This window comes from Nonomuraea sp. NPDC049269 (genome assembly GCF_043197155.1).
GTDB lineage: Bacteria > Actinomycetota > Actinomycetes > Streptosporangiales > Streptosporangiaceae > Nonomuraea.
In genome coordinates, this window is sequence record NZ_JBICSO010000005.1 from 221,774 (window position 1) to 236,038 (window position 14,265).

Consider the following 14,265-nt stretch of genomic DNA (forward strand, 5'->3'; position numbering starts at 1 on the left):
AGGTCCCGCGGTCGTTTTCTGTCGCCGCCGGATGGCATTCTTGGGGCGTGAGCATCCATGCGGTGAGTCCGCTGTTCGTCGGCCGCGCCGCGGAGCTGGGCGTGCTCGACGGAGCCCTGGCCGGTGTCCGGACCGGCGCGGCGGCCACCGTGCTGGTCGGCGGCGAGGCGGGGGTCGGCAAGACGCGCCTCATCAGGGAGTTCGCCGATCGGGCCGGCGAGGCGATGGTGCTCGTCGGCGGCTGCCTGGAGCTGGGCACCGAGGGTCTGCCGTTCGCCCCCTTCACCGCGGTGCTGCGTGGCCTGGTGCGCGAGCTCGGCCGCGACGGCGTGGCGGCCTTGGTGCCCGGCGGCACCACGCGCGGCCTGGCCCGGCTGCTGCCCGAGTTCGGTGAGCCCGACGGCGACGGCCCCGAGGCCCGCGCCCGGCTCTTCGAGCAACTGCTCGGCCTGCTGGAGCGGCTGGCGGAGGACCGGCCGGTCGTCCTGGTCATCGAGGACGCCCACTGGGCCGACCGCTCCACCCGCGACCTGCTCTCGTTCCTGGTCCGCTACCAGCGTTCCGACGTACGGCTGCTGATCGTCGTCACCTACCGCTCCGACGAGCTGCACCGCACCCACCCGCTGCGCCCGCTGCTTGCCGAGCTGGGCCGCGTCGACTGGGTGGCCAGGCTGGAGCTGCGCAGGCTCACCCGCAGGGAGGTGGTCGAGCAGGCGGCGAGCATCCTGGAGCGCGAGCTGTCCGACCTCGACCTGGACCTGGTCTACGCGCGCAGCGAGGGCAACCCGCTGTTCGTGGAGGCGCTGCTCAACGAGTCCGGCGCCGGCGAGGCGCTGCCGGAGTCGCTGCGCGACCTGCTGCTCGCCAGCGTCGAGCGGCTGCCCGACGACACCCAGGAGCTGCTCCGCGTGGCCAGCGCGGGCGGCCAGCGCATCGAGCACGACCTGCTGTCCGCCGTCGCCGGGATGGACGACGGGGCCCTGTCCAACGCGCTGCGGCCCGCCGTGGCCGGCAACGTGCTCGTCGTGGACGGCGAAGGCTACTCCTTCAGGCACGCACTGATCCGCGAGGCGCTCCACGACGACCTGCTGCCGGGCGAGCACACCCGCCTGCACACGCGCTTCGCCGAGGCGCTGGAGCACGACCTGTCGATCCTGCCCGCCCCGCGCGGCGCGATCGAGCTGGCCCACCACTGGCACGCCGCCCACGACACCACCTGGGCGCTGGTCAGCGCCTGGCACGCGGCCGCCGCCGCCCGCCGCTCCACCGCCTACGACGAGCAGCACAGGATGCTGTCCCGGGTGCTGGAGCTGTGGGATCAGGTGCCCGACGCCGCGGAGCGCATCGGCATCGACCGCGTCAACGTGCTCCGGCAGACGGCCACGGTCGCCCACCTGACGGGCGAGTACGAACGCGCGATGGGCCTGGCCAGCGCCGGGCTCGCCGAGATCGACGAGGCGGCCGAGCCCGCCACGGCCGCCAGGCTGCTGCGGCAACGCGGTCTCACCGGCTACGACCTCAGCCGCCCCGGACACGTCGACGATCTGCGCCGGGCGGCGTCGCTGGTGCCCGACGACCAGCCCGGTCTGCGGGCCCAGGTGCTGGAGACCCTGGCGCGCATGCTCTACGACGGCTGGCAGGAGAAGATCTCCACGGCCCGGCTGGCCATGGAGATCGGCCACGAGGTGGGCGACGCCAACACCGAGGCGCACGCGCTGATCACCATGACCTGGGCGCGCTGCCAGTTCTCCGACATCGAGGCCAACCTGGGCGGGTTCGCCGAAGCGCGCCGCATCGCGGCCTCGGCCGAGGCCTACAACGCGATGCTGCGCGGCGCCATCTCCGAGTCCGACGTGCTGGAGGGCGCGGGGAGGCACGAACGGGCCGCCCAGGTCGCCCGCGACGGCGTCGCCGAGGCCGAACGCTACGGTTTGGCGCGCACCTCGGGCACGTTCCTTTCGATCAACCTGGCGGAGCCCCTGATGTCGCTCGGGCGCTGGGACGAGGCGCTGGAGGTGATCGAGCACGCCCTGGAGCTCACGCCGCCGCCGCCCTACCGGGCCAGCCTGCAGGGGATCGCCTCCGACATCGCGCTCGCGCGCGGGCGGATCGATCAGGCCGAGGAGCTGTTCGCGGCCTCGCGCAGCGTGCTGATGCGCGGGCGGTTCCGTGACCAGAACGTGCTGCCGCACGCCTGCAGAGAGGTCGAGCTGCTGCTGGCGCGGGGGCGCCTGGACGAGGCGCGGGAGGCGGCGGCTCGGACACTGCGCGAGCAGGATCTGCTGGCCAGTCCGCGATACGCGTGGCCGGTGCTGGTGACGTTCGCGCGGCTGGGCGGGGAGATCGGGGCGGAGCTGCGGTCGGTCGCGGGGTGGCTGGAGGCCGCGGGCGACTACCAGCGGGCTCTGCGTCTCACCTACCTGGCTTTGGCGGGCCTGTCCGAGGCTGACCTGGAGACCGGCGCCAGCTCAGGTGCAGGGCTCGGCGCGGGGTCGAGTCCTGGCTCGGGGGCTGGGCCCGGCGCGGGTTCCGGTCCTGGGAGTGGTGACGGCTTCGGCGGCGGATCCGCGGCGGATTCTGGGGCCGGTCTCGATGGCGCGCGGGTCAAGGCGTGGGACGCGGCTGCGGAGGCCTGGGCGGGGCTGCGGCAGCCGTACTCCGAGGCTCAGACGCTGGAGGGCGCCGCCCGTGCGGCGCTGGAGGCCGGTGATCGGCAGGGGGCGGGGGTCAGGCTGGCCAGGGCCCGTGAGCTGGCCGAGCAGCTCGGTGCGACGCCGCTGGTCGAGCGGCTGGACGCGGTCGCGCGGCGAGGCCGGGTCGCCGTCGCCGACGAGCCGGCGCCCGACGGGCTGCCGTTGGGGCTGACGGCGCGTGAGCTGGAGGTGCTGCGGTACGTGGCCGAGGGGCGGAGCAATCGGGAGATCGCCGGGGAGCTGTTCATCTCGGTCAAGACCGTGAGCGTGCACGTCTCCAACATCCTGGCCAAACTGGGCGTCGCCTCCCGTGGCGAGGCCGCCGCCGTGGCCCATCGGATCCGGCTCTTCGCCGGGGCGTGATCGCCTTCACGAAGGCCGCTGGGCCGCGACGTCAACCGGCCGTGGTTCCGCCGAGGCTCTGCGGCATCAACCGACTGTGGGTCCGTTGAGACTCTGCGACGTCAACCGGCTGTGGGTCCGTTACGGCCTGGCGACTTCAACCGGCCGTCGGGCCGCTACGGCCCGGCGGCGTCGGTCGCGCGTCAGCCGGTGAGCTGGGCTTCCAGGCGGTAGCCGTCGACCGTGACGTACACCTGATCGCCGGCGCGGGCGTTGAGGCGCATGAGGACCGGCTGGAGCGAGTCGAACACCGGCTGGTGGCCCTGCCAGACCAGCACGATGGCGTTGTCTCCCGGGCCCGTGACCGACAGGAGGGTGCCAGGGCGCATGCCGAGCTGCGTGGCATACCCCTCGGGCACCGGGACCGGGCCGCCCCGGAGGTGTTCGTTGGTGACCTCGATGCGCTGCCAGCGGCGCGGGTCCGACGACGGGCCCGGCAGCGGGGGCGGCGGGGTGGCGGGAGTGCCCGCGAGCGTGCCCGGCAGCATGGCGGACCGGCCGCCCGAGAGGGCGGACAGCGTGGCGAGGGCCGCCGAGGGGTCGATGGACTTGCTCTCGGCCGCGGGGATGGGCTGGCCGCCCCGGTGGTGGTGGCCGTTGGCTCCGGGGGTACGGCGGGGGAGCGGCTGGGCCGGTGACGGCTCGGACGCGACGGGGTCCGACGTGTCCGGCAGCGCGTCGAACCAGGCCTTGGCCGAGTGCGCGCGAATGCCCAGCTCGCTGAGCAGTTCCACGACGTCGGCGTCGGCGGGCTGGCCGGCCAGCAGTTGCCTGGTACGTGCCTGCAGGCCGTGCAGGTCGCCGACCACCAGCCAGCCGTCCTGGAGGCGGCGGTCGGGCATCAGCGTCACGAGCACCCGCCAGAGCGGCGTACGCAGCGACGGGACCATCACCGGGTGGGCCGGGTCGGCGCCGATGAGCTGATCCTGGGTGGCGGCGGCGCCGAGCCACTCCGTCAGCCGGAACATGTGCCCGGTGACCGGCGCCGACTCCGACGAGCGCAGCCAGTGCAGCACGCGTTCCTCGGCCGTCCGCTGTGCCTGGGAGAGGATGTCCCGGTCGACGAGCATCTTGTGGGCGAGCGTACGCAGACTGACGGGGTCTTCGGCGAACAGGCGGTGTACGGCCACCGCGAGGGCCAGCTTGTCCAGGCTGCGGAACAGGCTGTCGACGACTCGGACCATGGCGTGGTCGGTCTCGGAGGGGGTGGGCGTCGCCGGTGTGGCGTTGGCGGCCGGCGCGGGGGCGCCGTACGCGCTGCCGTTGCCCGGAGCGCCTGCCGCCGGGACGGGGCCGGTGTGGGTGTCCGCGTTCGGGGTGCGGGGCGTTTTGCCCAGGTCGCCGGGGAAGCCGCCTGTGGTGGGTGATCCGTTGCCTGCGGGCGTTCCGGTGCCAGGCTTGACCGCGGGGAACTGCCCGGTGCCTGTGACAGATCCAGGGGCGAACAGTCCGGCGGCCGGGAGCGGCCCGGTTTGGGGCTTCCCGCTGGGTTCGGCGCCCGGGAGGGGACCCTGCTGGGTCGTTGCGTCAGGACGGTCGGCGACGGGCCCGGTGTGCGGGCCGCCAGGGGTGCCCGGACCGCCAGGGGTGCCCGGACCGCCAGGGGTGCCCGGACCGCCAGGGGTAATCGGGCTGCCAGGAGTCCCCGGGCCGACAGGGGTAAGCGGACTGCCGATCGGCGTTCCGGCCTGAGGGCCGGCGGTGGGGTGCGGACCGGTGTGCGGGCCGGCGGTGGGGTGCGGGCCTGTGTGCGGACTGGCAGCAGCGTGCGGGCCGGCGGCGGCGTGTGGGCCGGTCCGATCAGGGCTCGCGTTGCCTGGGGCGTTGGCGCTTGGGACCCCGGGGCCGGGGAGGCCGGTGCCCGGGAAGCCGCCGCCCTGCTGGCCGGCCGCGGGAGGATTGGTGCCTGGGGGGTTCGTGTCCTGGCGGGCCGCCTGGGGGCCGGACTGGGGCTGCGGAGCGGCCAGCGGCTGCGCGCCGGTCGTGGGCTGCACGCCGCCCTTGTTGTTCTGCGCCGGGAACGAGCCGGTCTGAGGCGGTCCGCCCGGTGCGGGGGATGAGCCGGTCTGGGCAGGTCCGCCTGGCGCCGGGAAAGAGCCGGTCTGGCGGGGGGCCCCGCTCTGGGCGGCGAAGGAGCCTGTCTGGGGTCCGCCTTGGTCGGCGAAGGGACCCGTCTGAGCAGCACCCTGGCCGGGGAAGGAGCCGGTCTGGCGTTGAGCGGTGCCGTTCTCGTGCGCCACGGGCTGCGGGCCGGTGTGCACCGGGCTCTGGGCCGGGCCTCCGTCGCGCTGGCCGGGTACCGTGCCGCGCTGGAGCGGGCGGGTCACCTCTGGGTGGCCCTGGACCGGCTGCTGTCCCGGGTGCGCGCCGGGCCGGGCCTGCGGCGGGCCGGGCTGCTGGGCGGACTGGCCGGGTTCGCGTTGGACCGGGATGCGGCTGAGCACCTCGCGGAACACCGAGCCGATCACCACTTCAGGCGTGGCCGACGGGGTGCCCAGGTCGCCGGGCGAGAGGCGGCGCAGTCGCTGCCAGCCGCCCAGGCCGGTGATCGCCGTCCGGGTGGCCTCCGGCCAGCCGGGCAGCGCCGGGTCGATGTGGTGCACGGTCAGCGCGGGCAGCAGGTCGGCGAGGGCCATGTGGTCCCAGCGGGACGAGGCCAGCAACGCGAGCCGGTCGCAGATCCAGTCGAGTCCGGCCGTACTGAGAGCCCTCGACAGGGCGACGGACGACCACCACCCGGCGGGCAGGCGCGGATCGCCCAGCGCCTCCGCGACTTGCTGGGGACGGCTCCAGCGCAAGGCAGGGACCAGGTCGCTCAGGCAGATCGATGACTCGACTTCCATCGGCGGACCTTATCCTCCCCAGTGAGCCGCGTGTTGCTACTCAATACGCATGTGGTTAATGGTGCAGCCTACGCGGCAAGCTATCAATCGGTGTGAATAGGGTAAAGAAGGTTCAGCTCCAAACCGTACCGTGGCCGACCGCCCACCAGGGCCACACACTCGGCTCCGGCCCGGCATCCGGCCTCCAAAGACTGCCCTTCACCGGCACCGTTCAATCTTGCTGTGAGATATCCCGCAGCGAACGCGTCGCCCGCTCCCGTCGAGTCCACGACGTTCGCTGGAACCCCAGCTGTCGCAGCCGTCACCGTGCCGTCCGAAGCTGCCAGAGCGCCTTGGGGTCCCAGCTTGACGATCGCGGTGCCGTACCTCTCGCTGAGCAGTTCGGCGGCGCGCTGAGGGGTCGGCGCTCCGGTGAGCAGGAGGGCCTCGTCCCGGTTGGGGATGATGAGGTCGGCGGGCGCGGATTCGCGCAGGAACCGGTCGATGCCGAACTCGTGCAGGAAGCCGGTCGAGGCGGGATCCATGCTGACGGCCACCCCGGCGGCGCGCGCCTCGGCCATGGCGAGCCTGGCCAGCCGGAGCCCCGGCTCGGCGAAGAGCGTGTAGCCGGACAGGTGCAGGCGGCCCACGCCGTCGAGCAGGGCGCCGTCCCAGTCCTCGGCGGAGATCCGGCCGCCCGCGCCCCGGTTGGTGAGGAACGAGCGTTCGCCGGTCCGGTCCACCATCGCGATCACGATCGCCGTCGGATGGTCGGGGTCGACGCGTACGTGCGGGCGCACCCCGGTCTTGATCAGCTCGGCGGTGTGCCACTCACTGCTGTCGTAACCGAGCCTGGCCAGCAGCCGTACGTCGGCGCCCAGGTGGGCGGCCCAGGAGGCGGTGTTCGCGCCCGAGCCGCCGGGGCGGAGCACGATGTCGGCGGCCGTGTCGGTGCCCGACATGACCGGTGTGTCGTGCAGGGCCACCACATCGGTGACGACGTCGCCGATGACGAGGAGGCCGGTGCCGGTCACGCTCGTGACCAGGAGAGCGCAATCTGGGCCGCGAGGGTGACGTTGCCGCGGACCGCGGCCAGGTTCGCCTCCAGGGAGGCGCCGCCGGTGCCGTCCACCAGGTAGCCGAGGAGGAACGGGGTGATCTTCTGCCCGGTCACGCCCTCGCGGTCGGCGGCGGCCAGCGCCTCGCTCAGCACGCGGTCGTGCAGGGCCGGGTCGAGCTGCTGCTCCACCGGGATGGGGTTGGCGACGATCAACGCGCTCTCCTGGCCGCCGAACGCGTCCTGGCCGCGCATGATGGCCGCGGCCTCGTCGGCCGACTCGATCCGCCAGTCGATCGGCTCGCCGGAGGAGTGCAGGTAGAAGCCGGGGAAGGTGTCCGTACGGTATCCCGCCACGCTCACGCCGCGGGTCTCCAGGCGCTGGAGGGTCGCGGGCACGTCCAGGATCGACTTGACCCCGGCGCACACGATGGTGATCCGGGTACGCGCGAGCGTGTCGAGGTCGGCCGACTCGTCCTGTTCCTGGATCCAGCCCCGGTGCACGCCGCCGAGCCCTCCGGTGGCGAAGATCCGGATGCCCGCGCGGGCCGCCAGGAACGAGGTGGCCGACACGGTCGTCGCACCGCTCGCCTTCAGCGCCGCCGCCACCGGCAGGTCGCGCTGGCTCAACTTGCGCAGGTCCGACTCGGTCGCGATGCGTTCGAGCTCCACGTCGTTCAGGCCCACGTGGGCGACGCCGTCGAGCACCGCGATCGTGGCCGGTACGGCACCCGCCGCCCGGACGATGCCCTCCAGCTCCCGGGCGACCTCCAGGTTGCGCGGCTGCGGCAGGCCGTGCGAGATGATCGTGGACTCCAGGGCCACGACGGGAGCGCCGGTGGCGAGGGCTTCGGCGACCTCGTCGGACGGCCGGAGGATGGGGTCGGCGGCGCGGTGCATGCGGGTTTCGTGCTCCCTTGTATGGCGGCTTAATGGAACGGTCTACTTTACGTAGTTTGTTCAGATTAAGCACGTTACGGAGGGACGGGCCGCGCGTCCACCGATGATCACACGAGGAGCATGACACCCGCGAGCGAGACGGCCCCGACCAGGCCGGTGGCAATGGCGCCGAGCAGCAGCGCGCGCCCGCCCTTGACCAGTATGCGGGCGTCGATCCCCGTACCGAGGCCGAACAGGGCGGCGGCCATGAGAATGTTCGTGACCTGGGGGATCGCGGTGGTCACGGCGCCGGGGACCAGGCCGGTGCCGCGCAGCGCCACCATCGCCAGGAACCCGGCCACGAACAGCGGGATGATCGGCGGCCGCTTGGTCCGGCCGGGGGCATCGGTCCCGGCGTGGCGGCGGCGGTACGAGGTCAGGGCGACGATCGGGGCGAGCAGGATGACGCGCCCCAGCTTGACGGTGACGGCGGTGACCAGCACACCCGAGGCGGCCCCGATCGCGGCCACCTGGGCCACCTCGTGCACGGCGGCCCCGGCCCACACGCCCAGCTGCGTCGGTGACAGCCCGAGCCAGGACGCCGCCAGCGGCAGGAGGGCGATGGCGGTGGTGCCGTACAGGACGACCACGCTGAGCGCGCTGGCCGCGTCATCGTCGGAGGAGTCGTCGGTGCTCTCGCGCATGGCCGCGATCGCGGCGGCGCCGCAGATCGAGACGCCGGTGGCGACCAGCAGTGACGTGCCCGGCGAGAGGCCGAGGCGGCGGCCGATCAGCGGGGTCAGCGTGAACGTGACGCCGGTCGCGAGCACCACGACGGCCACTGTCCGCCACCCCAGCGCCAGCACCTGCGGCACCGCGATCTGCAGGCCGAGCAGCACGATCGCGGTACGCAGCACCCGCTTCGCGACGAACCGCAGACCGGGCTTGAGCCGCTCGCCGACGCCCACCAGGTTCGCCAGCGCCGCGCCCGACACGACGGCGACGACCGCGGGGCTGAGTATGGGCACGAAGTGGTTCACGACCAGCGCGAACACCACCGCCACCGCCGCCGCGCCGACACCAGGCAGCCGGCGCTCACTGCTTGGGTCGCCACCCAGGGGACGATCACCGGGCGGACGATCGTGCGGCAGGCGGGCGGTGAAGGTCATGATCCCAGTGTTCTGAGTGCCGGGAGCGCTCGGTAGCCATCCGTTGCCTGGGAGGTCATAGCCTGTGGCTATGAGTACGCTGCCGGATCTCGACTCGCTGAAGCTCCTGGTCGACGTGGGCGAGCTGGGCAGCCTGGGGCAGGCGGCCAAGGTCGCGGGCATCGCCCAGCCGTCGGCCAGCAAGCGGATCGCGCACCTGGAGCGCCGCCTGGGCCTGCCGCTGCTGGAGCGTACGCCGCGCGGGTCCACGCTGACCGCCGAGGGCAAGATGGTGGCGGGCTGGGCCGCTCAGGTGCTCGCCGCCGCCCAGGAGCTGATGCGCGCCGCCCAGGCGGTACGGCACAGCGGAGCGGCCCATCTGCGGGTGGCGGCGAGCATGACGGTGGCCGAGTACCTGGTGCCGCGCTGGCTGGGCGAGCTGCAGAACCGCGAGCCTGGCGTCCAGGTCGGCCTCGATGTGGTGAACTCCGCCGACGTCGCCGCCCGGGTGCTGGCCGGGGAGGTGGAGCTGGGCTTCGTCGAGGGGCCGAGCGTGCCCGAGGGACTGGCCAGCCGCGTGGTGGGCACCGACCGGCTGGTGGTCGTGGTGGCGCCGGGGCATGCCTGGGCGCGCCGCCGTACCGCGCTCAAAGGGGCGGAACTGGCCGCCACGCCGCTCGTCGTGCGCGAGCCCGGGTCGGGCACGCGGGAGACGCTGGACGTGGCGTTCAGGAGCCTGCACCGCGCCAGCCCGCGGCTGGAGCTGGGCTCGAACTCGGCCGTCAAGGGCGCCGCCCAGGCCGGGTCGGCGCCCGCGGTGCTCAGCGGGTACGCCGTGGAGGCGGAGGTGGCCACGGGACGGCTGGTCGAGGTGCCGCTCGCGGGCCTGAACCTGGTCAGGAGCCTGCGCGCGGTATGGCGCCGCGGCCGCTCACTCGCCGCCCCCGCCGCGACCCTTCTGGCGATCGCCAGCCGCCCATGAGCCGTTTTGCCGTTATGGCACGGGAAGTTGTCCATCCATCGAACACCGGCTGATGCTGTCCCGTCCCCGACAGGAAAGGCCCTTTCGATGCATGTCTTCGTCACCGGCGCGAGCGGATACATCGGCGGCACCGTCGCCGCCCACCTCCTTCAGGCCGGCCACCTCGTCACCGGCCTGATCCGCGACCCGGCCAGAGCCGAGGAACTCGCCCGGCTGGGCATCCAGCCGGTGGTGGGCACCCTGGACGACACGGCTGTGCTCGCCGAGCAGGCCCACCGCGCCGACGCCGTCGTCAACGCGGCCAGCAGCGACCACCGCGGCGCCGTCGAAACGCTCATCGCCGCACTGGCCGGGTCCGGCAAGGCCCTGATCCACACCAGCGGTTCCAGCATCGTGGCGGTCGGTACCCAAGGCGAGGCGTCCGAAGAGATCTTCAACGAGGACGTTCTCGATGCGGGCTCCGCCTGGGAGCCCGACCATCCCATCCGCAAGGCCCGCGTCGCCATCGACCGCTTGGTCCTGGGCGCCGCGGAGCAAGGCGTGCGCTCCGCGGTCCTCTGCGACAGCCTGATCTACGGACCCGGACGAGGCCTGGGCCGCGACAGCGTCCTGATCGCGGCACTTGTCCGCCAGGCACGTTCCGGCGGGGTGGTCCGCCACGTCGGGACCGGCCGCAACATCTGGTCCAACGTCCACATCGACGACGTGGCCGCGTTGTATCTCCTCGCCCTGGAGAAGTCGCCCCCCGGTACCTTCTATTTCGTCGAGAACGGTGAGGAGTCCTTCGCCGCGATGACCGGCGCCATCGCCCGCTCCCTCGGCCTCCCCGGCCCACAGCCTTGGGACCCCGCCTCCCCGGACAACGTCTGGGATCCCCAGTTCGCCGGCCACGCCCTGGGCTCCAACAGCCGCGTGCGCACCACCCGTACTCGCGATCTCCTCGGCTGGAGCCCGCGGCACCGATCCGTCACCGACTGGATCACCGGCACCGACCTGGTAGTAAGGGACGAGACGAAGCATCCGACAGAAGAGGCGCGCTCATGACGAGTCAGTTCACCGACTTGAGGATCGCGGTGACCGGCGTCACCGGCAACCTCGGCGGGCGCGTCGCCCGGCGGCTCGCCGCCGCCGGCACCCCGCAGACCATGGTGGTCCGCGACCTGGATCGGGCCCCTCGACTGCCCGGGGCCACCGCGGTCCGCGGCGGGTTCGGCGAGCGTGACGCGCTCCTGCGGGCCCTGGACGGCGTTGACCGGGTCCTGATGGTGTCGGCCTCGGAGACGCCCGACCGCCTCCAGCAGCACCGCACCTTCGTCGACGCCGCCGCCGAGGCCGGTGTCGCCCACCTGGTGTACATCTCGTTCTACGGCGCCGCCCCCGATGCCACGTTCACCCTCGCCCGTGACCACTGGGCCACCGAGCAGCACATCCTGGCCAGCGGCTTGGCCTTCACCTTCCTGCGCGACAACCTCTACGCCGACTTCCTGCCGGCCATGGTCGGTGCCGACGACGTCGTCCGGGGCCCCGCCGGACAGGGGCGAGCCGCGGTCGTCGCGCAGGACGACATCGCCGATGCCGCCACAGCCGTACTGCTCGATGCTCCCGAGCACGCCGGAGCCACCTACGACCTGACCGGCCCGCAATCCCTCACCTTGGCCGAAGTCGCCGCGATCCTGTCGCAGGCGACCGGCCGCGTCGTCACCTACCATCCCGAGACGGTGGCGGAGGCCTACCGATCCCGCGCCTCCTACGGCGCCCCTGACTGGCAGGTCGACGCCTGGGTCTCCACCTATACCGCCATCGCCGCCGGCGAACTCGACGGGGTCAGCGACGCCATTCCCCGACTGACCGGCCGGCCCGCCACCCCGCTGGCCGAGGTCGTTCGCGCCTCTTAGCTACAGCTTTCGCATGGCGCTGAGGGCCCGACGCCCACCTCCCGGCGGTCTCCTCCAGGACGGCGGCCCCGACGCCGTCGGCCTCGACCTTGCCGCCGACGCCGCTGAGCACGCCGGGCGCGTGGGCCTCCTGATCGCCGCGCCTGATCAGCAGCCAGCGGCCGTCTCGTTCCAGGAAGACCTCGACGTTCACCACGAAAGCCGGGCGTCCGCCTCTGGTGACACAGGCCGTGTGATCGTTCGTCATGCCTCGGCACCTTACGGCGGCGATCAATCGGTATGGTGCGGATATGGGGTCCTATGACGTCGTTGTCGCGGGTGGCGGGCACAACGGGCTGGTGGCGGCCGCCTACCTGGCGCGGGCCGGGCGGCGGGTGCTGGTGCTGGAGCGGCTCGGGTACGTGGGCGGCCTGGCGATCTCCGCGCGGCCCTTTCCGGGGGTGGACGTACGGCTGTCGCGCTACTCCTACCTGGTCAGCCTCCTGCCCACCGAGATCGTCCGCGACCTGGGGCTCCGCCTCGACCTGCGCCGTCGCCGCTACTCCTCCTACACGCCCCACGGCGACACCGGCCTGCTCGTCGACGACGGCGACGAGGGTGCCACCGCCGCCTCGTTCAGGGCCGTCACCGGAGGCGACGCCGACCGTCGGGCGTGGGAGGAGTTCTACGGACTGACCGCCGAGGTGGCTCGGGTCCTGGCGCCCACGCTGCTCGAACCCCTGCGTACCTCCGCCGAGATCGAACGCCTGGTGGGCGCCGAGGCGTGGCGGGACATGTTCCAGCGGCCGATCGGGCAGGTCGTGGACGAGCGGTTCCGCGACGACACCGTGCGTGGCGTGGTGCTGACCGACGCGTTGATCGGCACGTTCGCCGACCCCGCCACGGACCTGCTGGCCAACCGGTGCTTCCTCTACCACGTGATCGGCGACGGGACGGGCGACTGGAACGTGCCGGTCGGCGGGATGGGCGCGGTGTCCGGGGCGCTCGAAGCGGCTGCCAGGCAGGCGGGGGCCGAGATCAGGACCGGGGCGGAGATCATCGGGATCTCGCCGTCGGGTGAGGTGGCGTTCCGCACGGACGACGGCGAGTACACGGTCACGGGGCGGCACGTGCTGGTCAACCTGCCGCCGGCCGTCCTCGACCGGCTGCTCGGCGCGACGCCGGAGGTGCCCGAGGGTGCCCAGCTGAAGGTCAACATGGTGCTGAGCCGGCTGCCGCGGCTCAAGGACGCCTCGGTGGACCCGCGAGCGGCCTTCAGCGGTACGTTCCACATCAACGAGAGCCGCGACCAGCTGGCCAGGGCCCACGGGCAGGCGGCCCGGGGGCGGATCCCGGATCTGCCGCCCGCCGAGGTCTACTGCCACTCGCTGACCGACCCGTCGATCCTCGGCCCCGAGCTGCGGGGGCGGGCGGAGACGCTGACGCTGTTCGGGTTGCACATGCCTGCGCGCCTGTTCCGGGAAAATCCGGATAAGGCGAGGGAAGAGGCGCTCAAGGCCACCCTGGCGTCCATCGACAGCGTGCTGGCCGAGCCCATCGAGGGCTGCCTCCTGCGCGCCCCTGACGGCACGCCCTGTATCGAGGCCAAGACGCCGGTCGACCTGGAGAACGAGGCGGGCCTGCCCGGCGGCCACATCTTCCACCGGGACCTGAGCTGGCCGTACGCGGAGGAAGGCGGCTGGGGGGTGGAGACGGCGCACGAGCGGATCCTGCTGTGCGGCGCCGGCGCCCGGAGGGGCGGCGGCGTCAGCGGCATCCCCGGCCACAACGCGGCGATGGCCCTACTGGCCTGAAGCCTCTTGGTCCGAGACCAATCGGACGGCCACGGTCATGGCCGCGGAGGCCAGCTCGGCCGGCGGCAGGTCCATGCCGAACAGCTCCGGCACCGTGGCCAGGATCAGCGCGAACACCGCCAGCCGCGCCTCGAACTGCACGACCGCGTCACCCCCCGGCCGGCTCAGCACCGACAGCAGCGTGATGATGCGCTCCTGCATCCGGTCGCCCACCGACGTCTCGGCGAACACCCCCTGGTTCACCTGCGCGAACCGCATCAGCGGCCGCCACCGGTCGTCCAGCAGCCCGGCGATCCGTCGCAGGATCTCCTGCCGGGCCTCGAACGTGTCCGGTTGCGCCCGCGCCCACTCCCCGAGCTCGTCGAGCGAGGAGATGAACCCGTCGGCGATGCTGGCGAGGATCTCCTCCTTCGTCCGGAAGTGGTAGTAGAGCGCCGGCCTGGTGATCTCCAGCCGCTCCGCCACCTCCTGCAACGTGGTCTTGTCGTAGCCCCGCTCGGCGAACAGTTCCATCGCGACCCGCTGGATCCGCTCACGTGTGTCGGTCCGCCGCCCTGCCATTCCACTCCCGTCCACTTGACGGCCGGGCCCCGC

The 14,265-nt window shown here is 73.0% G+C and carries 10 protein-coding genes; 5 read left to right on the forward strand and 5 right to left on the reverse strand.

Annotated elements, in window-relative coordinates:
* Positions 1-47 precede the first annotated feature (47 nt).
* Complete coding sequence (locus ACGFNP_RS28595; protein WP_393324131.1) at positions 48-3,056, forward strand: helix-turn-helix transcriptional regulator; 3,009 nt, start codon at positions 48-50, stop codon at positions 3,054-3,056.
* Between the two features lie 182 nt (positions 3,057-3,238).
* Here ACGFNP_RS28595 and ACGFNP_RS28600 read toward each other — a convergent pair whose 3' ends face one another.
* The 4 genes from ACGFNP_RS28600 to ACGFNP_RS28615 form a co-directional block, all read right to left on the reverse strand.
* The gene (locus tag ACGFNP_RS28600) at positions 3,239-5,938 is read right to left on the reverse strand and encodes a hypothetical protein (RefSeq protein WP_393324134.1); all 2,700 of its coding nucleotides are present in this window, start codon (positions 5,936-5,938) and stop codon (positions 3,239-3,241) included.
* Positions 5,939-6,021: 83 nt separating this feature from the next.
* On the reverse strand, positions 6,022-6,951 hold the full coding sequence (locus tag ACGFNP_RS28605; protein WP_358313006.1) for a sugar kinase: 930 nt from the start codon (positions 6,949-6,951) through the stop codon (positions 6,022-6,024).
* Positions 6,948-7,874, reverse strand: a complete 927-nt coding sequence (locus ACGFNP_RS28610) for a pseudouridine-5'-phosphate glycosidase (RefSeq protein ID WP_358313003.1) — start codon at positions 7,872-7,874, stop codon at positions 6,948-6,950. Before ACGFNP_RS28610 ends, ACGFNP_RS28605 begins: the two co-directional genes overlap by 4 nt.
* Before the next feature lie 107 nt (positions 7,875-7,981).
* Complete coding sequence (locus tag ACGFNP_RS28615) at positions 7,982-9,022, reverse strand: YeiH family protein (protein ID WP_393324138.1); 1,041 nt, start codon at positions 9,020-9,022, stop codon at positions 7,982-7,984.
* Positions 9,023-9,092: 70 nt separating this feature from the next.
* Here ACGFNP_RS28615 and ACGFNP_RS28620 point away from each other — a divergent pair, with 70 nt between their 5' ends.
* The 4 genes from ACGFNP_RS28620 (at position 9,093) to ACGFNP_RS28635 (ending at position 13,671) form a co-directional block, all read left to right on the forward strand.
* Complete coding sequence (locus ACGFNP_RS28620; protein ID WP_358312997.1) at positions 9,093-9,983, forward strand: LysR family transcriptional regulator; 891 nt, start codon at positions 9,093-9,095, stop codon at positions 9,981-9,983.
* 87 nt (positions 9,984-10,070) lie between these two features.
* Entirely contained in the window at positions 10,071-11,027 is a 957-nt protein-coding gene (locus ACGFNP_RS28625) for an NAD-dependent epimerase/dehydratase family protein (protein WP_393324141.1), read from the forward strand.
* Complete coding sequence (locus tag ACGFNP_RS28630) at positions 11,024-11,878, forward strand: SDR family oxidoreductase (protein ID WP_393324144.1); 855 nt, start codon at positions 11,024-11,026, stop codon at positions 11,876-11,878. The genes ACGFNP_RS28625 and ACGFNP_RS28630 overlap by 4 nt, the downstream gene beginning before the upstream one ends.
* Positions 11,879-12,168: 290 nt before the next feature.
* Positions 12,169-13,671, forward strand: a complete 1,503-nt coding sequence (locus ACGFNP_RS28635) for a phytoene desaturase family protein (protein WP_393324147.1) — start codon at positions 12,169-12,171, stop codon at positions 13,669-13,671.
* Here the strand turns inward: ACGFNP_RS28635 and ACGFNP_RS28640 are convergent.
* A complete protein-coding gene (locus tag ACGFNP_RS28640; protein ID WP_358312985.1) occupies positions 13,660-14,232 on the reverse strand; it encodes a helix-turn-helix domain-containing protein in 573 nt (190 codons plus the stop codon). The two genes, ACGFNP_RS28635 and ACGFNP_RS28640, sit on opposite strands and share 12 nt — an antisense overlap.
* Between the last annotated feature and the right edge of the window lie 33 nt (positions 14,233-14,265).